20 protein-coding genes are annotated in these 26,349 nt (G+C 71.4%); 13 read left to right on the top strand and 7 right to left on the bottom strand.

Translation table 11 applies throughout. The annotated features are described in order from the left end of the window. The first annotated feature begins 17 nt into the window (after window positions 1-17). Genes glnT through J2S57_RS33690 form a run of 7 tightly spaced genes read left to right on the top strand, consistent with a single transcriptional unit; the run spans window position 18 to window position 7,252 of the window. On the top strand, window positions 18-1,352 hold the full coding sequence (glnT, locus tag J2S57_RS33720) for a type III glutamate--ammonia ligase (protein ID WP_307250382.1): 1,335 nt from the start codon (window positions 18-20) through the stop codon (window positions 1,350-1,352). A 28-nt stretch (window positions 1,353-1,380) separates the two neighbouring features. Beyond that, window positions 1,381-2,265, top strand: coding sequence for a class II glutamine amidotransferase (locus J2S57_RS33715; RefSeq protein WP_307250380.1), 885 nt, complete (start codon window positions 1,381-1,383; stop codon window positions 2,263-2,265). Continuing rightward, a complete protein-coding gene (locus J2S57_RS33710; protein ID WP_307250378.1) occupies window positions 2,253-2,936 on the top strand; it encodes a hypothetical protein in 684 nt (227 codons plus the stop codon). The genes J2S57_RS33715 and J2S57_RS33710 overlap by 13 nt, the downstream gene beginning before the upstream one ends. A gap of 50 nt (window positions 2,937-2,986) precedes the next feature. Then, window positions 2,987-4,300: an FMN-binding glutamate synthase family protein gene (locus tag J2S57_RS33705; protein WP_307250376.1), complete on the top strand. Its 1,314-nt coding sequence runs from the start codon at window positions 2,987-2,989 to the stop codon at window positions 4,298-4,300. Continuing rightward, window positions 4,297-5,409: an FAD-dependent oxidoreductase gene (locus J2S57_RS33700; RefSeq protein WP_307250374.1), complete on the top strand. Its 1,113-nt coding sequence runs from the start codon at window positions 4,297-4,299 to the stop codon at window positions 5,407-5,409. Before J2S57_RS33705 ends, J2S57_RS33700 begins: the two co-directional genes overlap by 4 nt. Further along, the gene (locus J2S57_RS33695) at window positions 5,406-6,617 is read left to right on the top strand and encodes an allantoate amidohydrolase (protein ID WP_307250372.1); all 1,212 of its coding nucleotides are present in this window, start codon (window positions 5,406-5,408) and stop codon (window positions 6,615-6,617) included. The genes J2S57_RS33700 and J2S57_RS33695 overlap by 4 nt, the downstream gene beginning before the upstream one ends. Continuing rightward, window positions 6,614-7,252, top strand: coding sequence for a helix-turn-helix domain-containing protein (locus tag J2S57_RS33690; RefSeq protein ID WP_307250370.1), 639 nt, complete (start codon window positions 6,614-6,616; stop codon window positions 7,250-7,252). Before J2S57_RS33695 ends, J2S57_RS33690 begins: the two co-directional genes overlap by 4 nt. Window positions 7,253-7,263: 11 nt before the next feature. Here the strand turns inward: J2S57_RS33690 and J2S57_RS33685 are convergent, their stop codons facing one another. Then, entirely contained in the window at window positions 7,264-7,956 is a 693-nt protein-coding gene (locus J2S57_RS33685; protein ID WP_307250368.1) for an ASCH domain-containing protein, read from the bottom strand. Between the two features lie 115 nt (window positions 7,957-8,071). Between J2S57_RS33685 and J2S57_RS33680 the strand changes: the two genes are divergently transcribed. Continuing rightward, a complete protein-coding gene (locus tag J2S57_RS33680) occupies window positions 8,072-8,716 on the top strand; it encodes a dihydrofolate reductase family protein (protein WP_307250365.1) in 645 nt (214 codons plus the stop codon). 232 nt (window positions 8,717-8,948) lie between these two features. On the opposite strand, the gene J2S57_RS33675 is transcribed toward J2S57_RS33680, so the two are convergent. Both J2S57_RS33675 and J2S57_RS33670 read right to left on the bottom strand, forming a co-directional pair. Further along, complete coding sequence (locus J2S57_RS33675; RefSeq protein ID WP_307250362.1) at window positions 8,949-9,779, bottom strand: PhzF family phenazine biosynthesis protein; 831 nt, start codon at window positions 9,777-9,779, stop codon at window positions 8,949-8,951. Window positions 9,780-9,827: 48 nt separating this feature from the next. After that, window positions 9,828-11,378, bottom strand: coding sequence for a glycosyltransferase family 39 protein (locus J2S57_RS33670; protein WP_307250360.1), 1,551 nt, complete (start codon window positions 11,376-11,378; stop codon window positions 9,828-9,830). A 359-nt stretch (window positions 11,379-11,737) separates the two neighbouring features. Between J2S57_RS33670 and J2S57_RS33665 the strand changes: the two genes are divergently transcribed. Then, the gene (locus tag J2S57_RS33665) at window positions 11,738-12,631 is read left to right on the top strand and encodes an alpha/beta hydrolase family protein (RefSeq protein ID WP_307250357.1); all 894 of its coding nucleotides are present in this window, start codon (window positions 11,738-11,740) and stop codon (window positions 12,629-12,631) included. Here J2S57_RS33665 and J2S57_RS33660 read toward each other — a convergent pair. Then, window positions 12,621-13,175, bottom strand: coding sequence for a QsdR family transcriptional regulator (locus tag J2S57_RS33660; RefSeq protein WP_307250355.1), 555 nt, complete (start codon window positions 13,173-13,175; stop codon window positions 12,621-12,623). The two genes, J2S57_RS33665 and J2S57_RS33660, sit on opposite strands and share 11 nt — an antisense overlap. Before the next feature lie 255 nt (window positions 13,176-13,430). Here J2S57_RS33660 and J2S57_RS33655 point away from each other — a divergent pair, with 255 nt between their 5' ends. The 3 genes from J2S57_RS33655 to J2S57_RS33645 all read left to right on the top strand — a co-directional run bounded on the left by J2S57_RS33655 (window position 13,431) and on the right by J2S57_RS33645 (window position 16,061). Beyond that, window positions 13,431-13,838 (top strand): universal stress protein, encoded by a 408-nt coding sequence (locus J2S57_RS33655; RefSeq protein ID WP_307250353.1) that lies wholly within the window; start codon window positions 13,431-13,433, stop codon window positions 13,836-13,838. 99 nt (window positions 13,839-13,937) lie between these two features. Further along, window positions 13,938-14,888, top strand: a complete 951-nt coding sequence (locus J2S57_RS33650; protein WP_307250351.1) for a universal stress protein — start codon at window positions 13,938-13,940, stop codon at window positions 14,886-14,888. 135 nt (window positions 14,889-15,023) lie between these two features. Further along, the gene (locus J2S57_RS33645) at window positions 15,024-16,061 is read left to right on the top strand and encodes a hypothetical protein (RefSeq protein ID WP_307250349.1); all 1,038 of its coding nucleotides are present in this window, start codon (window positions 15,024-15,026) and stop codon (window positions 16,059-16,061) included. 9 nt (window positions 16,062-16,070) lie between these two features. On the opposite strand, the gene J2S57_RS33640 is transcribed toward J2S57_RS33645, so the two are convergent. Further along, window positions 16,071-19,505, bottom strand: coding sequence for a serine/threonine-protein kinase (locus J2S57_RS33640; protein ID WP_307250347.1), 3,435 nt, complete (start codon window positions 19,503-19,505; stop codon window positions 16,071-16,073). Window positions 19,506-19,702: 197 nt separating this feature from the next. Here J2S57_RS33640 and J2S57_RS33635 point away from each other — a divergent pair, with 197 nt between their 5' ends. Beyond that, entirely contained in the window at window positions 19,703-20,908 is a 1,206-nt protein-coding gene (locus tag J2S57_RS33635; RefSeq protein ID WP_307250344.1) for a cytochrome P450 family protein, read from the top strand. 34 nt (window positions 20,909-20,942) lie between these two features. Here the strand turns inward: J2S57_RS33635 and J2S57_RS33630 are convergent, their stop codons facing one another. Together J2S57_RS33630 and J2S57_RS33625 are read right to left on the bottom strand one after the other, a co-directional pair. After that, window positions 20,943-21,338 (bottom strand): hypothetical protein, encoded by a 396-nt coding sequence (locus J2S57_RS33630; RefSeq protein ID WP_307250342.1) that lies wholly within the window; start codon window positions 21,336-21,338, stop codon window positions 20,943-20,945. A 311-nt stretch (window positions 21,339-21,649) separates the two neighbouring features. Then, entirely contained in the window at window positions 21,650-26,329 is a 4,680-nt protein-coding gene (locus tag J2S57_RS33625) for an FtsK/SpoIIIE domain-containing protein (protein WP_307250340.1), read from the bottom strand. Window positions 26,330-26,349 lie beyond the last annotated feature (20 nt).

Here is a 26,349-nt window from a genome sequence, read left to right as displayed (position 1 = left end):
GACCGGAGAACCGCCCCATGAAGACGACCACCGAACTGGCCGAGCTCTGCGAGCAGACGGGAACCCGCTTCGTGCTGGCCCTTTTCGTCGATCTGAGGGGCAAGCCCTGCGCCAAGCTGGTCCCGGTCGAGGCCGTCCACGAGCTCGCCACCGAGGGCGTCGGCTTCGCCGGCTACGCGGTCGGCGCGATGGGCCAGGAACCCCGCGACCCCGACCTCGTCGCCAAGCCCGACCCCGCGTCCTTCACGCCCGTGCCCTTCCTCAAGGAGGGCCTGGCGCTCGTGCACTGCGACCCCCACGTCAACGGCGAGCCCTGGCCGTTCGCCCCGCGCAACATCCTGAAGTCGATGGTGCGCCAGGCCGCGGACGCCGGCTTCGAGCCCTGGGTCGGTGCCGAGGTCGAGTACTTCCTGCTCAAGCGCGATGCCACCGGTGCCCTGGTGCCCGCCGACGACGCCGACGACGCGGCCCAGCCCTGCTACGACGTGCGCGGCCTGACGCGCATGTACGAGCACCTGACCTCGGTCTCCACCGCCATGAACGGCCTGGGCTGGGGCAACTACGCCAACGACCACGAAGACGGCAACGGCCAGTTCGAGCAGAACTTCAACTACGCCGACGCCCTGACCACCGCCGACCGCGTCGTCACCCTGCGCTACCTGCTCTCGATGCTCGCCGACGAGCGCGGCATGATCGCCACGTTCATGCCCAAACCGTTCGCCGACCGCACCGGATCCGGCCTGCACCTGCATCTTTCGCTGACCAGCAACGGCAACCCGGTGTTCCCGGCCCCGGACGACGCCAAGGGCCTCGACCTGTCCGAGACCGCCTACGCCTTCGTCGGCGGCCTGCTCGAGCACGCCCCGGCCCTGCAGTCGGTGATCGCCCCGACCGTGAACTCGTACAAGCGCACCGGCGCGGTCTCCACCTCCTCCGGCGCCTCCTGGGCCCCGCGCCGCCCGACCTACGGTGGCAACGACCGCACCCACTACGTCCGCGTGCCCGACGCCCAGCGCGTCGAACTGCGCGGCGGTGACGGCTCGGCCAACCCGTACCTGGCCATCGCCGCCGCCCTGGGCGCCGGCCTCGACGGCATCAAGCGCAGCGTCGACCCGGGCCCGGTCGGTTCGTGTCCCGACAGCATCGGTGAGCTGCCCCGCACCCTGCTGCACGCGGTCGACGCGCTCGAGGCCGACGCTCTCGTCACCCAGATCCTCGACGCCGCCGTGCCCCACGACTGGGAGACCCTGCGTCCCTCGGCCTATTTCGCCGACCTCAAACGCGAGGAGTTCTTCGCCTGGCACTCCTCGGTCTCGTCCTGGGAGATCGACAGCTACCTGACGGCCTTCTGAACCACCAGCAAGAGAAAGGGATTCGCCGATGTGCGGAATCGTGGGGTTGCACCTGCGCAACCCGGAGCTCCATCCCCGGCTCGGTGCACTGCTCACCGGCATGCTCTGCGAGATGCAGGACCGCGGCGCCGACTCCGCCGGGGTCGCCGTCTACGGCGACCGTCGCTGGTCACCCGAGGGGCAGTGGTCCGTCTCGCTGCTCGAGATGAAGGACGACGCGGTCGCCTCGAGGGTGTCGGCCCGGTTGGGCGCCCCGGTGGCCGGGCAGTGGGCCGGTGACACCCTGGTGCTGACGTCCCCGGGGCAAGGGCTGCTGGACGCCGTGCGTGAGGTCGCCCCGGACGTGCTGGTGGCCGGATTCGGCCACGAGGTCACGGTGCTCAAGGGCGTCGGTCACCCGCGTGACCTGGCCACCGCGTGGGGCCTTGAGAGCGCCCAGGGCTGGCAGGGCGTCGGGCACACCCGGATGGCCACCGAGTCGGCCGTCACGCCGTCGGGCGCGCACCCGTACGCCGTCGGGCCCGACCAGTGCCTGGTGCACAACGGCTCGTTCTCCAACCACGCCACGATCCGCCGCGAACTGCGATCCGAGGGCGTGCGTTTCGACAGCGAGAACGACACCGAGGTCGGCGCCCGCTTCGTGGCCCACCAGCTGGCCCAGGGCAAGGACGTCGAGACCGCCCTGAAGGAACTGCTCACCACCTTCGACGGCTTCTACACGCTGCTGGTGTCCAACGCCGACAGCTTCGCCGTCGTGCGCGACGCCATCGCCTGCAAGCCCGCCGTCATCGCCGAGACCGGCGACTGGGTCGCGATGGCCAGTGAGTACCGAGCCCTCGCGCACCTGCCGGGGGTGGAGACGGCTCGCATCTGGGAGCCCGAGCCGGAGGTGATCTACGCATGGACCCGCTGACTTTCGACCTGAACACCACGCCGCTGCGTGAGGTGAACGGGGCGTTGCACGCTCCCGGCCTCGCCGCCGCGGTGACGATCGAGAACCCGGCCGGGGCGCACAACGTGGCCGTGGGGCTCTCCGGTGAAACCAGGGTCACCGTCAAGGGCCACGTCGGCTACTACGCCGCCGGCATGAACCAGCGGGCCGACGTCGTGATCGAGGGCAACGCCGGCACCGGTGTGGCCGAGAACATGATGAGCGGCTCGGTCGTGGTCAAGGGCAACGCCTCTCAGTCGGCCGGGGCCACCGCGCACGGCGGGCTGCTCGTGGTCGAGGGTGACGCGGCGGCCCGCTGCGGCATCTCGATGAAGGGCGTCGACATCGTCGTCGGCGGGAACGTCGGCCACAACAGCGCGTTCATGGCCCAGGCGGGGCGGCTCGTGGTGCGCGGCGACGCCGGCGAAGGTCTGGGCGACTCGATCTACGAGACCCGCATCTACGTGCGCGGCGCCGTGGCCTCGCTGGGCGCCGACTGCGTGGCCAAGGAGATGCGGCCCGAGCACGTCGAAGAGCTCTCGGATCTGCTGAAGCAGGCCAGGTTCGAGGGCGACGACCCGGCGGACTACACCCGCTACGGATCGGCCCGCACGCTCTACCACTTCCACGCGTCCAACACCTCGTCCTACTGAATCGTCCCCCTGAATCGTCCTCCTGACTCGCCTCACGGAAAGGGTCGGCCATGAACCACGCCCAGCGCGGTCTGCGCGAATCCGCCACCTTCGACCGCGCCACCATCGCCGGGATCCAGCGCGCCGCCGAGACCGGGATCTACGACATCCGGGGCTGGGGCGCCAAGCGGTCGCTGCCACACTTCGACGACCTGCTCTTCCTCGGCGCCTCGATGAGCCGGTACCCGCTCGAGGGCTACCGCGAACGCTGCGGCACCGACGTGGTGCTCGGCGACCGCAACGCGAAGTTCCCGCTGCACCTCGACATCCCGGTCACGATCGCGGGCATGAGCTTCGGCGCCCTGTCGGGCCGGGCCAAGGAGGCACTGGGACGAGGCGCTTCGGAGGCGGGCACGTCCACGACCACGGGTGACGGCGGCATGACCCCGGAGGAACGCGGCCAGTCCAAGCACCTCGTCTACCAGTACCTGCCCAGCCGTTACGGCATGAATCCCGACGACCTGCGCAAGGCCGACGCCATCGAGATCGTGCTCGGCCAGGGCGCCAAGCCCGGCGGCGGCGGAATGCTGCTGGGCCAGAAGATCTCCGAGCGGGTCGCCGGGATGCGCACGCTGCCCGTCGGCATCGACCAGCGCAGCGCCTGCCGTCACCCGGACTGGACCGGCCCGGACGACCTCGCCATCAAGATCGCCGAGATCCGCGAGATCACCGACTGGGAGAAGCCGATCTACGTCAAGGTCGGCGCCACCCGCACCTACTACGACGTGAAGCTGGCCGTGGCCTCGGGCGCCGACGTGGTCGTCGTCGACGGCATGCAGGGCGGAACCGCGGCCACGCAGGACGTTTTCATCGAGCACGTGGGCATCCCGACGCTGGCCGCGATCCCGCAGGCGGTGCAGGCGCTGCAGGAGCTCGGGCTGCACCGCAAGGTCCAGCTCGTCGTCTCGGGCGGTATCCGCACCGGCGCCGACGTGGCCAAGGCGATGGCCCTGGGCGCCGACGCGGTCGCGATCGGCACGGCGGCCCTGATCGCGCTGGGCGACAACGACCCGAAGTACGCGGCGGAGTACGAGAAACTGGGCAGCGCGGCCGGTTTCTACGACGACTTCCAGGACGGGCGCGACCCGGCCGGCATCACCACCCAGGACCCGGAGCTGGCGGCCCGGTTCGACCCGATCGAGGGTGGGCGCCGCCTGGCCAACTACCTGCGGGTGCTCACGATGGAGGCGCAGACCATCGCCCGGGCCTGCGGCAAGGCGCACCTGCAGCACCTGGAGCCCGAGGACCTGGTGGCCGTGACCATCGAGGCCGCCGCCATGGCCCGCATCCCGCTGGCCGGCACGAGCTGGATCCCCGGGCGGTGAGCTCCTTCGTGGTGGTCGGGGCCGGGCTCGCGGGCTCGGCCACGGCCTGGCACCTGGCCCGCCACGGGCACGACGTCACGGTGCTCGAGCGCGCGGAACCGGCCAATCCGCAGGGTAGTTCGCACGGTTCGGCCCGAATCTTCCGGTATGCTTATCCGGACGCGTTCTGGACCGACCTGGTGGTGCGGGCCCGTCGGGGGTGGACCGAGCTGGAGGCTCTGGCGGGGGAGCAGCTGATCACGCCGACCGGTTCGCTCGACCACGGGCGGCTGCGAGACCCCTCGGGGCTGGCCGGGGTGCTGAAGGCGTGCGGTGTGGAACATGAGCTGCTGACGGCGGGGGAGGCCGGGGAGCGATGGGCCGGAATGGATTTCAGAACCGACGTGCTCTGGCATCCGGGGGCGGGCGTGATCGATGCCGAGCGCGCGGTGCTGGCGATGGTGCGGCTGGCCGTGGAGTCCGGGGCGGTCGTGCACACGGGGGCGGTGGTTTCCGTTCTGCGCCGTGAGGGTTCGCGGTGGCTGGTGGCCACCGAGGCCGGGGCCGAGTACCGGGCCGATCACGTCGTCATCAGTGCCGGGGGCTGGTTGCCCGACCTCGTGCCTCAGCTGCCCGGTGCGCTGAGCGGCCGGCTGCCCGGGCTGACGGTACGGCAGGAGAACGCGTACCACTTCCCCTATCGCGACGAGAAGCCGTGGCCCACCTTCATTCACAAGACCGGCACGATGCAGGTCTACAGCCTGCCGGGTGGTCGTGACGCCGCGTTCAGGGGGCAGAAACTGGCCGAGTTCAACGGCGGTCCGTCGATCGGGTCGGCCGCCGCGCAGACCGGGCAGATCGACCCGGTCAACCGTGAGCGGGTGATCGCTCATGTGGAGCGGAACCTGCCCGGTCTGGTGCCCGAGCCCTACGCCGAGACCACCTGCCTGTTCACGAGCACCCCGCACGAAGACTTCGTGATCGACACGGCCGACGGGGTCACGGTCCTGTCACCGTGTTCCGGTCACGGGGCGAAATTCGCTCCGCTGCTGGGTGAACTGGCCGCCGCGTCGGCCACCGGTGGGGTGGTGCCGGCTCGGTTCACGCTGGCGCACGGGGTGCTGCGGTGAGCGTCTCGGGTCTCCTTCGCGACATCGAGGATGTCGGGCGCGACACGACGCGCGGTGGCTACTCGCGGTTCGTCTTCGACTCCTCGGAAATGGCGCTGCGGGAATGGTTCACCGCCGAGGCGTCGCGGCGTTCCCTGGAGGTCGAGGTCGATCGCAACGGGGCGCTGTGGGCCTGGCGTCCGGGGTCGTCGATGACAGACGCGGTGGTCACCGGCAGCCACCTGGACTCGGTGCCCGGTGGGGGAGCCTTCGACGGGCCGCTCGGCATCGCGTCGTCGTTCGCGGCTCTCGACCTGCTCGACGCGCGAGGGTTCGCCGCCCGGCGTCCGCTGGCGATCGTGGCGTTCCCCGAGGAGGAGGGAGCGCGGTTCGGGGTGGCCTGCCTGGGCTCACGCCTGATGACGGGGGCGATCTCGCCGGAGAAGGCCCTGAACCTCCGCGATTCCGAGGGCACGACGTTCGGTGAGGCGGCCGTGAGAGCGGGCCTCGACGCGTCCCTCATCGGCGCCGATCATGAAAGACTGCGCCGCACGGCCGCCTTCGTCGAACTTCACGTCGAACAGGGGCGCGGCCTGGCCGATCTCGATCAGCCGGTGGCGATGGCCTCGTCGATCCTGGGGCACGGGCGCTGGCGTCTGAGCGTCACCGGCGAGGGCAATCATGCGGGCAGCACCCTGATGCGCGACCGGCGTGACCCGATGGTGGCGGCGGCCGGGATCGTCGTGGCGGTGCAGGAGATCGCCCGGCGGTTCGACGGGGCCCGGGCGACGGTCGGCCGGCTGGTCCCGGTGCCGGGAGGCACGAATGTCATCGCCTCCCGGGTGGATCTGTGGCTTGACGCGCGGCATCCCGACGACGCGGTGACAGCGGCCGTGGTGCGCGAGATCGGTGATCGCGCGGCCGAGATCGCCCTGGGGCAGGGGTGTCACGTGACGCTGACCGAGGAGTCGTACGGTGGCACGGTGCACTTCGACGCCCGGCTGCGTGACCGTGTCGGGGCTGTGCTCCCGCAGGCGCCGCTGCTGGCCACAGGTGCGGGTCACGATGCCGGGGCGCTGGCCTCGCACGTGCCCACGGCCATGCTCTTCACCCGTAACCCGACCGGGGTGTCGCACTCACCGGAAGAGTTCGTGGAGGCCGCGGACGCCGAGGAAGGGGCGGTCGCCTTGGCCGCGGTGCTCGAAGACCTCCTAGGATCAGACGCGTGAGTGACGCCCCGCTGCTGCGTAACACCGGCACGACCCGCGACCGCAGTCCCTCCGACCTCGGCGAGGTGCTGGGGCTCGAGGCGGCGATCGGCCTGAACGTGCGCCGGCTCCGGCAGCAGACCAGCCTGTCGGTGGCCGAGATGGCGTCGAAGGCGGGGTTGTCGAAGGCCATGCTCTCCAAGATCGAGAACGCCCAGATCTCCTGCAGCCTGACCACATTGGCGCTGCTCGCCCGGGCGTTCGACGTGCCGGTCACCGCCTTGCTGCGGGGGGCCGAAACCGAACGGCAGGCGTCGTTCGTCAAGGCCGGCTCGGGCGCGCGCATCGTGCGCGAGGGCACCCGCGAGGGCCACGAGTACGAGCTGCTCGGGTCGCTGCGCGGTGAGCACAAACGGCTCGAGAGCCTGCAGGTCACGCTGACCGAGCAGTCCGAGACCTACCCGCTGTTCCAGCACCCGGGCACCGAGTTCATCTTCATGCTCGAGGGTGTGATGTCGTACGGGCACGGGCGCGAGGTCTACCGGCTCGAGCCCGGCGACTCGCTGCAGTTCGACGGCGAGGGCGCGCACGGGCCGGTCGAGCTCGAGGGGCTGCCGATCCGGTTCCTGTCGGTGATCGCCTTCCCGGAGGTCTGATCCGGATCAGGTCAGGTCGTCTCGAACCGCACGATGACGATCGGGTCCTCGGCCGCCAGGCCGGGGTAGTACTCCCGCAGCCCCGGCAGCACGGCCTCCGCGTCGGCGAACCCGTCTTCGCGGGCCTCCTCGTCGGTCACCTCGCGCACCAGCTTGGCCACGGTCGACGTGATCCGCCCGGGCATCGTCACCTCGTTGCCGAGCTCGAACACCAGCGTCACCGGGCCGGCCTGCGGCGTCTCGCCGTGCCGCATCGTGATGCGCTTGCTGCCGTCGCGCACGGTCGGCAGGTGCCTGCGGTGGAAGCGCAGCTCCGGGTTCATCTGGCTGGCCAGGTCGTAGCCGAACGGCAGCAGGTCGGGCGTGGGCACCGTGACGAGCCCGTCGAGCGTGGGGATCACGACGCGGATGCCGGGGTAGTAGTCGAGCAGCACCTGACGGTCGCGTCCGCAGGGAGCCAGCACCCGGCGTCCGTCATCGCCGACGGCCACGATGAGCCGCGGATCGCGCGCGCCGGCCGTGCGCGCCGTGGCCAGGGCCACGATCTCGGCGCAGGGGCCGCCGGTGAAGTGGTGGAGGTTCAGGCCGACGTGGATGCGGTCGTGCTCGTCGAGCACCGCGGCGGCGACGGTGTGGGTATGGTCGTCGCCGTGCTCACGGACTGCGGTGCGGGCGGCATCGAGAACGCGTTCGAGGTCGGTCACGAACCGCAGCCTAGGTCGGGTACCGGGGGCGAATCACCTCGATTTCCGGCGATGAGTTCGCCGGGAGCGGGCAGTCTCCCTTCGTGACGTGTCAGCCAACCGACGGAGTCCGCAGATGAGCCGCACCCGCATTCACAACTTCAGCATCTCCCTGGACGGGTTCGGCACCGGTGAGGGGCTGAGCCTGGATGCACCCTTCGGGCACGCCGGGCACCGCATGCACCAGTGGATGTTCGCCACGCGCTTCGGCGCCGGGATCATGGGCGGTGAAGGGGGCGCCAGCGGCGTCGACGACGCGTTCGCCCAGCAGCACGAGCCCGGTATCGGGGCCGAGATCATGGGCGCGGGCAAGTTCGGCCCGCCCTGCTGGCAGGACGACCCGGACTGGAAGGGCTGGTGGGGGCCCAACCCGCCGTTCCACACACCCACCTTCGTGCTGACCCACCGTCCTCCGTCGCAGCCGCTGGAGATGGAGGGCGGCACCACCTTCCACTTCCTCGACACCACGCCCGAGAAGGCGCTCGAGCTGGCGAAAGAGGCGGCCGGCGGGCAGGACGTGCGCATCGGTGGCGGCCCCACGATGGTGCGGGACTTCATCGCGGCGGGGCTGGTCGACCACATCCACTTCGTGCAGGTGCCGATCCTGCTCGGGCGCGGCGTGCGGGTCTGGGACGGGCTCGAGGGGGCCGAGGCCGGCTACGACATCGAGACGGTCTCCTCACCCAGCGGCGTCACCCACCTGACGTTCACCCGGTCCTGACGGCCGGGGCGCTCGTCGGGCGAGTGGCATCAGTGCGATCCCTCGTGAGGTACACGCCTCAGGAACGCCTCAGGACCTGGTCCCCGGGCAGCTCGCTATCAGCGTGGTGAGCATGGCCGAACACGCTCACGCGGCCAGGTTCTACACCCTCGACCAAGCTTCCGCGGCCTGGAAGACCTCGTGGAGGTCGTAGCGCTCGAGCAGGTGGACACCAGATTCGGCAGCGACGATCTCAGGAGCTGACCGGCGCCGCCGTCCCCGTGACCCGCACGCGTCCGTGCGCCGGGATCTCCACGCTGATCAGCGACGGGTGACCGACCTCGGCGCCCTGCCGCACCTCGATCGTGGCCGGCGCGCTGATGTGGCCGCCCGCGCGCAGGTAGTACCCGAGCCCGGCAGCGGCCGAGCCGGTGGCGGGGTCCTCGCGGATCCCGCCACGCGGGAACGGGTTGCGGCTCGCGAAGTGCCCGGCCGAGATGCGCTCGACCACGGGCACGGTGCCGTCCCAGCCCTCCCGGTCCTGAAGCGCGAGCACGGCCTGGTCGTCGTGGTCCAGCCCGTCGAGCACCCCGGGGCGCACGAACAGGATCGGGTGCGGATTGCCGCCCCGCACGAAGGCGGGCGGCAGTTCGGGGTCCAGGTCTGCGGGCGCCAGGCGCAGTGCCGTGAGCAGCTCGCTGACCTGGCCGGGTTCGAGCGGGTCCACGGTCGTGTCCACCGCCACGAGCGTCGCCGCCCCGGGCGTGACCTCGACCGGCACCTCACCGCGCCGGGTGCTGAACGTGACCAGGGGCGCGCTGCCCTGCCGGGCCAGGGCCACGCCGGAGGCGATCGTGGCATGACCGCAGAACGCGATCTCGGCGCGGGGCGTGAAGTACCGGACGGTGACGGCGTTGCCGCTGATCGCGGACAGGAACGCGGTCTCGCTGAAGCCCAGCTCGGCGGCGATACCCACCATCTCGTCGGGGGTGAGCGCGTCCGCGTCGATCACCACGCCGGCCGGGTTGCCCGAGCGCGGGTCGGCGTCGGGCGTGGTGAAGGCGCGGAACGTGAGGATCTCCATGCACGCCGAGACTAGGATCCCGCGCGGGCTCTTTCGCGGGCCAATCCGCTACTGCTGGTCCGGTCGGGTCATCAGGGCGAAGACCCACCCGGTGCCGGAGGGTTCGAGCCTCTGTACCCGGAACCCCAGCTTCTTCAGCAGGTCCGGCTGGCAGCGCTCGATCTCCTCGACCGGCACCGGCACCCGCGCCTGCTCGCAGCCCGGGTCGGAGTTGGCGCGCTGCAGCAGGATCACCTGGTCATGGTGCTGCAGGAGACGCCGGGCCTTCGTCTCGGGCACCGCGGCGGGCCAGATCGCCGTCTCGTCACGCTGCACCCGGTGCGTGACCAGGCGGTGCTCGTCGGCCTGGGCGTAGGCGCCGATCTCGACCGAGCCGAACCGGGACGAGGAGACGATGGGCAGATCCGCGTACGGCGGCTGCGAGGCCAGGGCCAGCACCGGCCGGACGTCCTCGGAATGCCCGTCCTCCTGGCGGATCTCGCGGTGCGAGCCGGCCTGGAGGGCGAGAGTTCCGGCCAGGAGCAGCGTGAGGGCCGAGACCGCGCCGAGGCGGGTCGGTACCAGGTCGGCGAGGGTGACGACGCCCAGACCGGCGAGCAGCGCCCAGGCCGGGACCACGAAGAGCACGTACCGCTCGAACAGCAGGTTGGGGTGCACGACCAGCACCGGGACCATCGCCAGCAGCGGCACGACCGCCCAGCACGCGGCCAGGCGGGCGATGAACGAGAACGGGCCGGGGCGCACCTGAAAGAGACCGGCCAGGGCCAGGATCAGCACCGGGCCGAGGCCGAGCAGGGGTGACTCCTCGAGCGTGAACAGGCGCACGAACACCGTCAGCGCGTCGTGGGGCGTGACGTCGGGATACACGTAGAGCGGGCCGGTGCCGTTACGCGACGACAGCACGGCCGCAGGTGCGGCGAGCATGACCCCGACGGCACCCGCTCCGGCGGTGCGCCAGAAGACGGGGCCGCGACGCCCGGCCGGAAGGCAGACCAGCGCCGCGAGAACATGGGCGCCGGCCAGTCCGGCGCTGAAGGTGTGCATGACGACCATCGCGGTCAGGCTCAGGGCGTACGCGACGAGCCAGCGTGGACGCGGGTCGTCGGCCAGGGTGGTCCACAGCACGGTGGCCACGACGGCCAGGAAGAGCACGGCGGCGTAGGGCCTTGCCTCCTGCCCGTACCGGGAAAAGCCGCTGCACGCAAGCAACATCGTCCCGGCGGCCACGACCAGGCGGGGCGGTGCGAGGCGGCTCGCCCAGGCCGCCAGCAGCCAGGCCGCGAGCACGGTGACGATGACCGAGGGCAGGCGGAACAGGATCTCGGGGTGGTGCTCGAGAGCCGGTGCCAGGGTGCGGGCGACGCCGGCGAACAGCTTCAGCGCGACGTAGTAGGGCAGGAGCGGGGTCTCGGCGCCCTCGCCCAGCGTCCACAGGTCCGACCAGGTGCGCTGCGTGGCGACGACGGTGGCGCCCTCGTCGAGCCACAGTGCGCTGCGGGCCAGGCCCCAGGCGGTGACGACGATGGTGACCACGCCCGTTGCCAGCCCGAGACGGTGCTGCCCGAAGGCCCAGCGTTCCGCGGTGCCCGTCCGACGCACCTGCGAACTGTGCCGGGCACCCGTCGAGATCTTCGGCGATGAGGGCTGGGTGTCGAGCGGGGGTCCGAAGGGGTTGCCGGGCGATATGACCACGACGCAACATAAAGCCTTTAAGTCGCATTCAGCAACATAACGCACTGTGTTCACATGGCATCGATGATGAGCTGACGTTGACGCCGGGTTGAGGTCGCCTTGGGGTGGCTGCAATGCGTTGCGAGAGAGTCGGATTCGACGTCAAGGGCAATCGTCACGAATGCCCGGACCTCCGTCTCACGTTGACCCCGCGCGGTTGAAAGCCCTGACCGCGGCTCGCGAGGATCGTTGCGTCCCCATCGCTTTCGCCGAAAGGAAATCGACCCGTGAACTCGAGGCTGACCCGATCCCGGCTCCTGCTGACCGGAGCCCTCGCCACGGCCCTGGTGGCCGGAGGCTTCCTGCTCGGCCCGGGCGCCCACGCCGAGGAGCCGACCGACTCCTACCAGCGCGGTCCGGCCCCCACCGCGTCCTCCGTCGAAGCCACCCGCGGCCCCTTCGCCACCTCGCAGATCTCGATCTCGCGGCTGCAGGCCAGCGGCTTCGGCGGCGCCGACGTGTACTACCCGACCGACACCAGTCAGGGCACCTTCGGTGCGGTGGCCATCTCGCCGGGGTTCACCGCCTACAAGTCGAGCATGGCGTGGCTGGCGCAGCGGGTGGCCTCGCAGGGCTTCGTGGTGATCAACATCGACACCACCACCACGTCCGACCAGCCCGCCAGCCGGGGCCGGCAGCTGCTGGCGGCGCTCGACCAGGTCACCGCCGACAGCCGGGTCGCGAACCGCATCGACAAGACCCGCCTGGCTGTCATGGGGCACTCGATGGGTGGTGGCGGCACCCTCGAGGCGTCGCTGAGCCGGCCGTCGCTGCAGGCCGCGGTGCCGCTGACGCCGTGGGACACGAAGAAGTCGTTCTCCTCCAGCAAGGTGCCGACGCTGGTGGTGGGGGCCCAGGCCGACACCGTGGCGGCCGTGTCCTCGCACGCCAAGCCGTTCTACCGCTCGCTGCCCGACGCGCCGGGCAAGGCCTACCTCGAGCTGGCGGGGGCCTCGCACTTCGCGCCGAACATGTCCAACACCACGATCGCGAAGTACAGCATCTCCTGGCTGAAGCTGTTCGTGGACAACGACGAGCGGTACCGCACGTTCATCTGTGACGGCTCGGCCGGTACGAAGGCCTCGGAGTACAGCAACACCTGCGCGAGCTTCACGCCCTGAACAGCAGCGCCCGCAACGACGGCTCGGCGTCGGCCAGGAACATCTGGCCGGCGCCGAGCAGTTCTGCGAACAGCACCGACTCGACGATGCGCACGTAGAGGAACGCCCGTCGGCCCAGGTCGTCGCCGGTCAGCCCGGCCTCCCGGAAGATCTCGGTCTGCTCCTCCACCGAGCGCTGCTGGACGTTGCCCGCGGTGGTGAAGATGACCCGCGACGCGACCTGCGGATCCTCACGCAGGAAGGTGCGGAACGCGTTCGCCTGCTCGAGCATCTCGAGGTAGGTGCGGGTGATCGCGATGACGTCGTCGGGCCCGGACAGCGGCCCGACCCGGACGCGGGCGTTCTGGAACAGCCACCGGCTGACCGCCCCGAACACGTCGCCCAGCAGTTTGTCGCGGCTGCCCACGGCCCGGTAGAGCGTGGCCCGGCTGACCACCAGCTCGCGCGCCAGGAGGTCCATGTCGAGCGTGGCGTGGCTCAGGAAGTGCTGGGTGGCGCCCCGCATGATGTCTTCACGGGACAGCACGCTGCGGTTGGTGGTCAAGGACCTCTCCTGTGCGGTTCCTGTGCTGAGGTGGCAGACCGTACTCCGGTGGTGACGCGCCTGGCCAGTCCGCCGGGCCCGGGCCGTATCCCGTTCGAGGGAAAGGCTTTTACCGGCCTTGAGGCAGTGATGACCTCCTCCGGGGCAGTGGGGTCCTGGGGGTGGGGGGACCTTCGGGACTGTGAGAAGCCGGTGAAGGGGGCGCACCGTGACCGTGTACGTCATGGTCAGCCGTTGTCGCGGAGGAGAAACGTCATGTTCGAGCGCGTCCTGGTGGCGGTGGACGATTCCGTGGGCGGCGATCACGCCTTCGGAGTGGCCCGCGCGATGGTGAACCGGGAGCTCGGTCACGAGCTCACCGTGGTGCACGTCGCCCGGTCGGTGAACGGGCGGATGGTGCTGAGTCCCGAGGAGCGGGATCTGCGTGAGCGGCTGGCGCAGACCGTGTCCCGGCTGCTCGGCGAGGGCGTCAAGAGCCGGCTGGAGACGGTGACCGCGTTCCGGGGCGGCCCGGCGTTCGCGATCGCCGAGGTGGCCGAGCAGGTTGACGCGGAGGTGATCGTGGTGGGCACGAGGGCCGGGGAGGTGGCCTCGCGCCTGGTGCGCACGGCCGGGCGGCCGGTGCTCACGGTGCCGCTGCCGGTGGCCTGCTTCGCCGACTGATCAGGCCCGATCGCCCGTGCCTCCGGGACTTTCAGCACTGACGACGAGGGACGTGCTGCGCGAGTCTCGGTGGACGAACAGTCCCGAGGGGGTGCACGAATGACCGGGCCGGACGCTCTCGACGGCGCGCCTACCGGGGTGATTCTGGGCTTCGACGCCGGGTGGGACGACCCGCGTCCCTTACGAGTCGCCGCCGACGAGGCCCACCTGCGGCAACTGCCGCTGTTCATCGTCTCGGTCGCCCGGCCCGACCGTGAGCACGGGCCGGGGAATCCGCTGCGGGTGCCCGGCGGCTGGAACGCCGTCGGCCCGGCCTGGTCGGAGGCCGAGACCCGCCGCAGTCTGCGTGCGGCGGGCCGGGCCGCGCGCTCCCGTCATCCTGACCTGCCGGTGACGACCGCCCATCTGGACCTCGACGACCTCGGCGAACTCGGTGACCTCGGCGTCCGGGGCGGACGTCCGTCGCCCCGCGCGTCCCTGCTCGTGCTCGGGGGAGCCGACCGTTTCGGCGGCCCCCTGCACGAGAACGACTCGACCGGCAGCCTGCTGCGGCGGGCCGTCGTCGCCCCGGTGCTCGTCGTACCCACCGGCCGCCTCGAGACGCGTCCCCGCCAGGCTCCCCGTGAGGGCGAAACCAACCTGTGGGAGCCGATTCTCGCGGCCGTTCCGGGTGGCGACCGGGGCGTCGAGGTGATCCGCTCGGCCGAGGAGGAACGCCAGCGCCGCGGCCGGGCCCTGCACCTGCTGCACGCGTTCGACCTGGTGCCGGGCGAGAGCCGCTCGCACGCCATGCGCCGCGCCGCCGACCACATGATGTCGCTGATCGAGCAGGCCGGCCTCGGCGCCGGCGCCCCCTGGAGCGTCACCCTGGCCCGTCAGCCGGCGGCGGTCGCGATCCGTGAGCGGGCCGCGCAGGCCGGTCTGGTGGTGCTCGGCAATGCCTCGGGCATCGCGAACGGCCTGGTCACCGATCTGCTCGAGCGGCTGATGTGCCCGGTGCTCCTGCTGCCGTCCGTCGATGTGGAGCCGTCCTGTCGTCACCCACGGTGAGTCATCCTTTCGACGACCCCGGGCGTGCGACTTGTGCCGGACGTGGACGGCGCGGCGCCGCGGATAGGTTTCCGGCACACGGAGAAACCGGGACGGAACGGCCGTCCGGGACTCCTGAGCGAACGGGACGACATCATGGCCACGCGAACTGGATTCATTGCCCTCACCGGCTGCGGCCTGGCGGCCGCCGTGGTGCTGAGCGGCTGCGGCGCGCAGGGCTCGGCGGGTACCTCCGGTGCCGCGGGCTCGCCGAAAGAGCAGGTCTCGCAGGCGTTCGGCAACCTGGCCTCGTCGTCGGGCGTCGGTCTGGAGTTCACGCTCGACGGGACCCTGCCGGACCTGCAGAAGATCAACGCGGCGCTGCCGAAGGACGAGCGGGAGTCCGACGCCGACCTGAAGGAGACCGCCGTCGTGCTCGACGGCTCGATCACCGCCAATGTCAGCGCGCCGCAGGGAAAGACGCTGGCCGACGGCATCGGCTCGTCGTCCGCCTCGGTGAAGTACCAGGACGCGTCGCTTCTCGACGTGGCCAGCGTGGGCAGCATGGCCTACCTGCGCACCGACACCCAGAAGATCGCCGAGATGTACGATTTCGACGTCGCCGAGCTGAAGACCCTCTTCGCGGACTGGGACGCGAGCATCTCCGGCCCGGGAAACGCTCTGCTGGACGGCACATGGGTCTCGCTCGACCTGAAGAAGACCGAGGGGGTGCTGCGCGAGGAGAAGCTGCTCGAAGACCTGTCCGGGATGGCGCTGCCCGACTCCTCGAAGAGCTACGACCTGCTGCAGTCGCTGCAGGCCTCGTTCGACCGCGACGCCCAGGTCGCGCAGAACGGCGACGGCTACCGCGTCACCGTGCCCGCCAAGAAGGTGGCCCAGGCCGTGGCCGACGACCTGATCGCGCTCACCGGTGACGAGACCGGCGACGAATTCCGCGAGGAGATCGCCGGGATGAAGGAGCGCGACGTCGTTTTCGACGTCACCCTCGACGGCGACAAGCTCAGCGGCGTGAACGTCGACGTGGCTCAGTTCCTCGACAACCCGCCCGCCGACGCCCGTCTCGCCCTCGACGTGAAGATCGACGCCGAGGCCGAGACCGTGCAGGCTCCCACCGACGCCACCGAGATCGACGTCAAGGCCGTCATCGACGCCCTGCGCCGTGACGGGCTCTGACCGCTTCTCTCAGTCGGCCGACTGGAAGCTCTCGAGCACGACGTCGAAGTTGTCGCGCAGGGAGTCCCAGTCGCCGGCCGGGGTGGTCCACACCAGGGCGTAGGCACGCTGGTCGCTGACCCGGATGTTGCGGTTCAGCACGTGGCGTTTCCCGCTGGAGGGCTGCCAGGTGTACTCCCAGTCGGCGGCGTTCCAGTCGCGGTAGTCGACCCGCTTGAGCTTGATCAGCTTGTAGCCGCTGTAGAGCTGGTCGGCCGAGGGCTCGCGGGCCTTCCAGTCGGTGTAAGCATCGGCCTTGGGGGACGTGGTGGTGTCCACCTGCAGGAACGCGCCACTGTCGGGATCGCTGAAGTAGACGCTGCTGTTCTTGGCCGAGCGGGTCCAGTTCTTCGGAACCGCCACCTGGAAGCCGGTCTTGTCCTTGCGGACACCGAAGTTCGAGGGCAGAGAGGGCTTCTCGTTCTCGACGCCGCTGTTGTCGTCGTCGCTGTTGTCGCTGCCGCCGTTGTCGTCGTCGGGCTCGGTCTCGCCGTCGTCGCTCGCTGTGTCGTCCGGCGTCGGGTCGTCCGCGGCTTGTGTGGGGGCGGGCGCCTCACCGGCGGTCTCGGTTGCGGTCGGGGTGCTTGCGGACGTGGTGGTCGGGTCCGCCTCCCCACTCACCGCAGCGCTCGGGGTGGGGGTGGCAGCGGACGGGTCGGCCGCGTCGTCGTCACCGCCCAGTCGCAGCGTGAGCACGGTGATCAGGGCGACCACGAGCGCCGCGACCAGCGCGAGAACGGCGCGGCGGTCGGGCTTGCGGAAGGCCGAGCCGCGGTCGTCGGACCCGCCCGGCGGTTGCGGGGGGATGGGTGCAGAGGGGTGCGCGGCAGGCACGGCGGGGTGAGGGGCAGCGGCTGATGGGGTGGGAACAGCCGGGTGAGCGGGAACAGCCGGGTGAGCGGGAACAGGCGGTGCGGCCGCCGCGGTCTGCGCGGAGACGACGGCAGCCTGCTCGCCGGACTGCTGCGCGGTGGCGGCCTTCTCGGTGGGGTCGGCCTTCTCGGTGGGGTCGGCCTTCTCGGTGGGGTCGGCCTTCTCGGTGGGGTCGACCCGCTCGGTGAGGTCGGCCTTCTCGGTGAGGTCGGCCCTTTCGCTGAGGTCGGCCCTCTCGGGAGCGGCGGTCTGAGCCTCGGGAACCGCCTTCTCGGAAGCAACGGACTCCCCGGCTGCGTCGGACTGCTGCGCGAGAGCGGCCTCCTCCGGGGCGTCGGACTCGGCCTCGGGATCCGGCGAGGTGAGCGAGGGGGAGACCGGCGTTTCGGCGGCTGCACCAGGAGCTTCGGGACCGGTGCTTTCCGAACCCGAAAGAGTCTCGTCGGACGCTTCTCGAGCCGAGGCGGAGGAGTCCGGCGCCGGGGTCGGTGTGCGGGATTCTCCGGGGGCGGTGGCTTCCTCGGGTTCGCTCGGCTCGTCGGGTTCCTCGGCCGGGCTGACCTCGGTGGGTTTCGCGCCCTCGATCTCGTCGGGGGCGGCGTCCGGTGCTGCGGCGTTCGGAGTCGCCGCGGGCGAGGCCCCGGTGTCCCGCGCCCTCGACGTGGGCAGCTCGGCCGGCGAGGCCTCGGCGTCGGGGATGCGTGCGGACGAGGGCTCGGGAGAGGGCGCCTCGGTGCCGGGGGCTGTGGTCTCGGAGGAGGGTGCCTCGGCGGGGGATGCTTCCGCGCTCGTGGTCTCCGGGGCGAGAGCGTTCGCGGTCACGGGGTTCGCGGCCGCAGACGCGTCACCCTCGTGTGCGTCGGCCTCGCCGGCCGGGCTCACCGGCCCGGGCGGCGTGGGATCGGTGGCCGTCGCGGGCGTCTCGGGGGCGGGTTCGTTCTCGGCGGCAGTGTCGGCCGACGGGCGCTCGGGTTCGGGACGGGCCTCGCGCACCGCTTCCGGCTCATCCCCGGGAGCCGGGTCTGCCTCGAGAGCTGGGTCTGCCCCAGGAACCGGGTCTGCCCCGAGAGCTGGGTCTGCCCCGGGAACCGGGCTGCTGTCGGAGGTCTCGGAGCCGGAAGACTCGGAGTCGGAAGTCTCGGAGTCGTCGGAGTCGGAGGTCTCGGTGGCGAGCGTCTCGGTGTCGGGGAATGCCGGGTCTTCGGGACCGGCGTCCTCGGGGCTGGCGTCTTCGGGGCCCGCGTCCTCGGTGGAGGACTTCTCGCTGACGCCTGCCCCGGCGACGCCTGCCCCGGCGACCGCAGCCGCGGTGGTCGCTGCAACCGGTGGCTCGTCCACCGCCGGGCTCTGGGTGGTGGCCGGCTTCGGCTCGTCCACCGAGCGGTCTTCAGAAGCCGGGGTCTCCGGAGCGGCCTCGTCGTCCGGGGCCACCTCGTCGTCCGGGGCCACCTCGTCGCCCGGGGCCACCTCGTCGTCCGGAACGGGAACGGCGCCCTTCCCGCCCGGCTGGTCGGTGACGGCCGGGACCGAGGCGACCGGAACGTCCGCCGTTGAAGGCTTGGAGACCGGCGCCGGAGCGGGCATGTCGTCGGTGACGGGCCGCTGGTCGACCATCGTGCGGGCCACCGGCGGGGTGTCGGTGACCGGCGCGATCACCGCCGTGGGCTCGTCGCGCTCGGCCTGGGCCAGCTGCGACTCCAGCTCGTACTTGGCCTGGTAGAGCATCGCGCGGGAGTGCTGCAGGTCGGGGCGGGCGTGCGGGTCTTTCGTCAGCATCGCCGCGATCGCCGGGGCCAGCGGACCCGCGTGCCGGGCCGGGGGCGCCTCTTCGTTGACGATGGCCGTGAGCGTGAGCAGCTGCGTCTGGCGACGGAAGGGCGGGTTGCCCTCGGTGGCCGCGAAGAGCGTGGCGCCCAGCGACCAGATGTCGCACTTGGGGCTCGGGCGGTCACCGCGGGCGCGCTCGGGGGACATGTAGCTCGGCGAGCCGACGGCCATACCCGTGGGGGACAGGGTGGTCTCGTCGCTCATGCTGGCGATGCCGAAGTCGGTGAGCACCGCCTGCCCGCTCTTGGTCAGCATCACGTTGGCGGGCTTCACGTCTCGGTGCAGCACCCCGGCGCGGTGCGCGGCGCGCAGGGCGTCGATCAGGTTCACCGCGATGGTGACCACCGAGTGCAGCGTCAGTGTCTCCTCGGCGATCGCGTCGGCGAGGGTGTTGCCGTCGATGAACTGCATGACGATCCAGGGACGCCCGTCGGCCTGGAACACGTCGTACACCGTGACGGCGGACGGGTGGTCGATGCGCCCGGCGGCCCTCGCCTCACGGAGCATCCACAAGGTCAGCTCGTCGCGCTGGGCCTGGGTGACCCCGGGGGCGGGCATCAGTTCCTTGATCGCGACGTCGCGGTTGAGCATCTCGTCGTGACCGGTCCACACCGCACCCATACCGCCCCGGCCGATCAGACGGCCCAGGCGGTAACGGCCGGCGAGCAGCTGGTCGGCCCCCGGGGGCGTACCGGGGGTGATCACGAGGCGGCCCTCACTGGGAATGTCCTTCCGTCCGCAACCACGCAAAGTCCATGCACGTAACAGCTTGTGCCCAGACGTGCTGAACCGTACAAACCTGGCACGAACCCGGCCCGGAATCCAATCCAGCCGTGCCTTACCGGCGGGTCGGGCGGAGAGTGGGGGACGACCGTTCGTCACGCCCGATCGGGGAGGGCCCGATGACCCAGCTCAGCCAGACCCGCGACGCCGTCCTGACCATCACCGCCGACGTGAAAGCCCATGCCCCCCAGGTACTCGCGGAACTACGCGCGAACGGCCCGGTGCAGCGCGTGCGGCTCAGCAGCGGGATCGAGGCCTGGGCCGTCCTGTCGTACGAGGAGGCCCGCGCCGCGCTGACCCACCCGGCGCTGCTGCGCGACCCCACACCGTCCGAGAAGGCCCTGACGGACGCCGGTTACACGGCTCACCGGGTCGGCGTCGGCATCGGCGGCTCGATGCTGCAGGAAGACCCGCCGAACCACACCCGGCTGCGGCGACTGGTCGCGCCCGCGTTCAGCGCCCGGCGCACGAAACTGCTGGCCCGGCGGGTGCACGAGATCACCGACGGGCTGATCGACGCGATGGCCGGCCACGACGAGGTCGATCTCGTGCAGGCGTTCACCGCGCCCCTGCCCATCACCGTGATCAGTGAGCTGCTGGGCGTTCCGGAGGGCGAACGGGATCAGTTCCGCGACTGGACCGCGGCGTTCCTGGCCACCCCCTCGGACGCCCAGCGCGCGGCCGGTGCCGCCCTCAACGCGTTCATGTCCGCGCTGGTCGACCGCAAGCAGGCCGAGCCCACCGACGACCTGCTCTCCGACCTGACCGCGCAGTCGAACGCCGAAGACGGGCGGCTCTCGCGCGAGGAACTCGTCGCGACCGGTTCGCTGCTGGTCATCGCCGGGCACGAGACCACGGTGAACCTGCTCGGCAACGCCCTGGTCGCGTTGTTCCGGCATCCCGACCAGGCCGATGTGCTGCGCTCGCGGCCGGAACTGCTGGAGGGCGCGGTCGAGGAGTTCCTGCGCCTGGACTCGTCGGTCGAGATGGCCACTCCTCGTTTCGCGGCGGCCGACCTGACGCTGGGCGGGGTCGAGATCCGCCGGGGTGACGTGGTCGCGGTCTACCTGGCGGCCGCGAACCGTGACCTGGGAGACCCCTTCGAACTGGACGTCACGCGTCCGCACGCCCGGCACATCGCGTTCGGGCACGGTATCCATCACTGCCTGGGCGCGCCGCTGGCCCGGATGGAGGCGACGATCGCGCTCGGTGCCCTGCTCAACCGGTTCCCGGAACTGCGGCCGGCTCTACCGCTCGAGGAGGTGCGGTGGATTCCGTCGGGGATGATGCGGGGTCCGCTGGAGCTGCGGGCGCGGTTGCGCTGAACCCTGGGGCCGGGCCGTTCCACCACGGCTCTGGTCAGCAGAGGTGCTTGTATCCGCCCGACTCGAAAGTCTTGTACGTCTTGGAGAACTGGAACGACTCCCAGTAGGAGCAGCTCTCGCCCAGCTGGATCGATGCGGGCGCCAGCTTCTGCTCGCCCTTGGTGCTGGTCAACTGGAACACGAACGAGGTGCTGTACGGCGCCAGGTACTTCTGGACACAACCAGAACCACTCTTCATGGTGAACGTCGAATCGGCGGGGTCGGTATAGACATAGACCTTCACGGAGTAATCAGTCGCGGTGTTGCAGAAGAAGACGCTCTTCGGCGTCTTGCTCGCCGCGCTCGCGGACTGCGCCATCGGGACGGTGGCCACTCCCAGCCCGGCCACCAGGGCCAGCGCCGCGACAGCGGATCGGATCTTGAGCTTCACGGTGGAACTTCCTCCTGAGGTTCGGGAGTCTCGGCTCGACGCCGAATAACCTGCGAAATCCTGGCACTGGCCGCTGAACTGCGACTTGACGTCCGCTGAGCCGCCCGGAGCCGAACTCACCGATTGGCTGGATCCCTACGGAGATGCCAGTTCCTGCGGTCGGCGTCGGCGCGCTCACCGGATCGGTCTGCGCAGCGCCTTCCCCCTGATGCTGGCCCACCGCCCGCAGGAGACCCGGATCCCCGGACACTCGTCCAGGGAACCCGGGCCTCTCGCTCGACCGACGCGTCCTCCATCTCGAAAAGGAAAGGTCAGCGCAGCGTCGTGTGCGGCACGGCGATGGCCTGGGCCCGCCCGGCGGGCGCTCCCATCGTGGTGAAACCCCGGCCCGGGCGCACCGGTACGCGGACCTGGCTGTGCGGCAACCGGATTCCCAGGAGATCACCCTCGAGCCCGTTCTGCGGTGCCAGCAGCACCCCCTGGCGTGAGCGTTTGGCCTCGCCCAGCCAGCCGCCGGTGGGGCCGGTCAGGGTCTCACCGGTGCCCGCGTAGGCCAGTCCGAGGTGCCGGTCCCGGCCCAGGGACACGACTTCCCGCAGCACCGGGTCGATCGGGCTGCCGGTCTCGAACAGGTCCACGTCGTCGGCCAGCACCACCGTGGGCCGCCCGCCCGTGCGGGCCAGCTTCTCGCGCAGGTCGGCCGGATCGGGGCGCAGGCTGGTGATGACCTCGACCGACGAGTGCTCGGCCAGCCGCCGCAGCGGCGACTCCCGGGGAGCGAGCACGATGAGGCCGGTGTCGCCCGCCAGCAGGCTGATCGCGAGGGTGGCCAGCACGTTGCTGCGTCCGGACCCGGACGGCCCGGCCACCAGGAACGCGTGGGCCCGGCCGCCGAAGTCGACGACGAGCGGCTTGCCGTCGCCGCCCAGGCCCAGCAGCGCGCGCATCGGCGCCCGCTCGGACTCGGGCCAGCGGGCGAACAGGTCGGGGAACGTGGTGCGGGTGGGCAGCGGGTCGATCCGGTGGGGACGACGTGCGTCCGGCAGTAGCGAGTCGCGCTGGGCGGCGTCCCGCGCGATCAGGCGCAGCGCCTGCACCTGGGCCGCGCCGGAGGGGTCGGGTGCCAGCAGGGCGACCTGGACCTCGGTGCGGTCCTGCACCCGCCACGCCCGGCCCGGCGGGATGTAGGTGGGCAGCCGTTGCGCCGAGACCCCGGCCACCGAGAGCTCACCCCGGTCGGTCATCCGCATCATCAGCTTGTTCTCGCTGAGCGCGGCGACCCGCCCGGCGGTCAGCACCCGGTCCGAGGTCATGACCAGGTGGATCCCGGCGCTGGCGCCCTCACGCACGATCTCGAAGAATGTGGTGTAGAGCGCTCCTCCGTCGTGCTCGGTGAGCAGGGCGGCCAGGGCGTCCCAGCCGTCGACGAACACGACCAGGTGCGCGGGCGCCGTGTCCGGGCCGGTCTTGACCCGCACCTCGGACAGGTCGGCCGAGCTGTGCTGGGCCATCAGCTGGTGCCGGCGCTCGAGTTCGTCCGTCAGCCAGGTGATCAGGCGCGTCATCCGTTCCAGGTCCGAACGGGGCACCACCGCGCCGCAGTGCGGCAGATCGGCCAGCACGCCCAGCGCGCTGCCGGCCGCGTCGATGCCGTACATGTGCACGTCCGCGCTGGAGTTGCCCCGGGCCAGGCTCCCGGCAATGGTGCGCAGCACCTGCGACCGGCCCGCCCGGGGGGCCCCGATGACGAACAGGTGCCCGTCCCGACCGGGGTCGAACGAGATCGTCTGCTGGGTCTGCAGACTCGGCAGATCGGCCTTCGCGAAGGCCGCGATCCGCAGGCCGTCGGGGGTGAGACGGGGCCGGCCCCGGTCTTCGGGCAGGGCCTCGAGCTCGGACAGCAGCACCCGGGGAGCCAGGGCGGGCAGCCAGGGACTGGGCTGGGACTGCACCCCACTCGCGGCGGCGGCCTCGCGGATCGCGTCCACCAGGTCGTCCAGGTCGGTGCGGGGCGCCTTCTGCTGCGCCAGCGCCGCGGGGTCGAACTCCGGTTCGGGGGTGGGAAGGTCGGGCACCCGGCCGAGGCTGCTCCAGGTCACCGGCGCAGCGGCCGGGACGGGCACGTCCTGGGGCACCTCCTCGGGCTCGGACCCGGAGCTGGAGCCCCCGACGTAGGCGGTCTGGAACGGCCGGGACGAGCGGTGCCCCAGCCGGGCCAGGGCGCGGCCGGGCGTGCTGGTGGAGATGTGCGCCGCGTCGTGGGTGTCGATCACGTCCTGGCTCTCGACCACGTCGGTGACCCGCAGGGCGATGCGCAGGTTGGTGTTGGCCTTGATGTCCGGGGTCACCACCCCGGCCGGACGCTGCGTGGCCAGGATCAGGTGGATACCGAGTGAGCGCCCCCGCTGGGCGATGCTGACCAGACCGGGCACGAAGGCCGGGGTCTCGCGGGCCATCGTGGCGAACTCGTCGATCACCAGCAGCAGCCGCGGCATCGGGGCCAGCTGCGGTTCCCGCGCCCGCAGGGCCCGGTACTCGGGCAGGTCCTTGGCCCCGGCGTCGGCGAGCATCTGCTCCCGGCGGCGCAGTTCCGCGCCGAGCGACTCCAGGGCCCGCAGTGACAGCGCCTCGTCGAGGTCGGTGACCATGCCCAGGGTGTGGGGCAGGTCGACGCAGCGGTGGAAGGCGCTGCCGCCCTTGTAGTCGACGAGCACGAAAACCAGCTCGTCCGGCCGGTTCACGGCGGCCAGCGAGGCCACCATCGACTGCAGCAGCTCGGACTTGCCCGAGCCGGTGGTGCCCGCGATCAGGGCGTGCGGTCCGTCGCGCACCAGGTCGAACGCGACCGGTCCGTCGAAGCCGCGCCCGAGCGGGAAGACGGTCGAGGCCGGGCGGCGGGCCCACAGCTGCGCGATCAGCTGCCCGCTGGGCGGATCCGCGTGCAGCAGCTCGAGCAGCCGTACGCGCTCGGGCAGTCCGGCCACGTCGTCCGGGGTCACGTCCCGCAGGCTCGACAGCGACCGGGCGATGTCCTCGCACCATTCCCGGCTCACGTCGTCGGGGCGCACGTCGCCCACGTTCGGGGTGTCCTCGCGGCGCAGAAGGATCCGGTCGTGCTCGATCTTCACCACGGCGGTGCACTCCTCGGGCAGCAGCCGCTCGAGGTCGTCGACGGCGACCGTGAACACCCGCACCGCCGGGCCCTCGGCCAGGATCTGCATGACCCCGGGCACGTCGCGCAGCTGGCGCGCTCCGTCCATCACCACCAGCACGTCCGGCTCGGCGAACATCACCGTGCCCATGCGCGAACCGCGCGCCTCCTGGCGCGCCTTGATCAGCTGGGCCAGCTCCCCGACCCGGTTGACGATGGTCTCCGGGTCGTTGCCGAACGTGACCAGGGGCCCGTGCTCGCCCGGCCCGAACGGGCGGGCCTGGGGCAGCCAGCGGGCCCAGTGCCAGCGTTCCTGCGGGTCGCCGCCGGGCCCGCGCAGGCCGCCGGGCGAGACGAGCAGGTACAGACGCAGGTCACGGGGACTGTGAAGGGCCCCGGCCTGGGCGAGCATCCAGCGCACGACCGACCCGGTGGCCTCGGCCGGCCCGGCCACGCCGATCACGCCCTGGTCGGTCAGGGAGACGCCGATCGGGACGTCGGGCACGTTCCAGCGGTAGCGCCGGTGCGGTTCCTCGCGGCCCGGGTCGTCCAGTTCCATCAGCGAGGGCTGGTCGACCGTGCCGATCCGCATCACCAGGAAGTCCGGGTGGGCGCGGCGCCGTTCCCACAGCCGGCTGCTGGGGCCGTTGGCGATCAGGCCGACCAGGGCCGGGTCGGGCGAGGCCTGGGTGCGGGCGATGCGCTCGGTGTTGATGCTGGCGAACACGGTCTGCTCGGCCTGGGTGCGCTTGCGGCGGTACTCGGCGCTGTCCTGGCGGTACTTGCGGGCACCGCTGCGCCGGTCCTGGATCCAGTTGGCCAGCAGCAGGATCGGCGTCATCAGGGTGATGAGCAGGAAGAAGTAGGAGTGGAAGAACACGACGAAGCTGAGCCCGAACACCATCGGCGCCAGCATCATCAGCAGCGGGATGTGACGTCGCTGCGGTGCGGTCGGCGGGGTGGGCATCTTCACCGGCGGCTGCAGCAGCGGGGGCACCAGCCGCGGGGGACGGTTGAAGTCGCGGCCGATCTCCTCCTGCGAGGGGGAGACCGCCGCGTCGGGGTCGAACCGCTCGGCCAGCCGCAGCAGGGTGTCGCCGATGGCGAGGTCCATTCCCACCGGCCAGCGCCGGGCGCCCTCGTGGCCCTTCATCATCGCGGCGTACTCGATCGCGGCGTCCTCGACCGCCTTCCGGTACCCCGGGTCGGGAGAGCCGACCTCGTCGTGCGGGGGCTCGGGCAGGCTGAGCCGACCTCCGCGCACGGTCGCGGTCTCGTCGGCGAGGGTCATTCCGGTGCTGCTGAGCCGGGTGCCGCCGAGACCGGACAACCAGGCCCGGCCGTCGGCGTCGATCGTGAGTTCCGGTCCCTGGAGCGGTGTCTCGTCACCCTCGAGGTGGATCCAGGTGCCCGGGCCGCGCCCGATGCCGTAGGTGCCGAAACCCACCGGCCAGATCCGCCCGGCCTGGGGGCCGCCGACGGCGTGCACCTCCAGGGTGTCCACGCCGATCCGGGCCGGGCGCCAGCCCAGGTCACCGGGCGGGGTCGGGGCGTCGAGCCCGATCCGCTGGCCCGGCACGAGTTCGGCCTGCCGGACGGTGAGTGACGGATCGACCGGGTGGCCCTCGACGTAGGTGATCACCTCGCCGAGGTCGTCGGAGTCCACGGCGGCGGCGGTCACCGCGCCCAGGGGAGTCTCCTGCCGGACGTCGAGAACGACGTCCCAGCCGTGGGTTCCGGTCTCTTTCGGGGCAGACGATGGTGGACGCGCCGGTGCGCCTACGGGGGTGTCGTCGCCGTGGTCGGTGGCCGGGACGGCGACCGAGATCACCAGGCGCATGGCCAGGTCCTTTCGATGAC

It is taken from the genome of Kineosporia succinea (assembly GCF_030811555.1).
Classification (GTDB): domain Bacteria; phylum Actinomycetota; class Actinomycetes; order Actinomycetales; family Kineosporiaceae; genus Kineosporia; species Kineosporia succinea.
The sequence above is the reverse complement of the archived record's forward strand: the minus strand, read 5'-3'. Positions and strand labels throughout refer to the sequence as shown.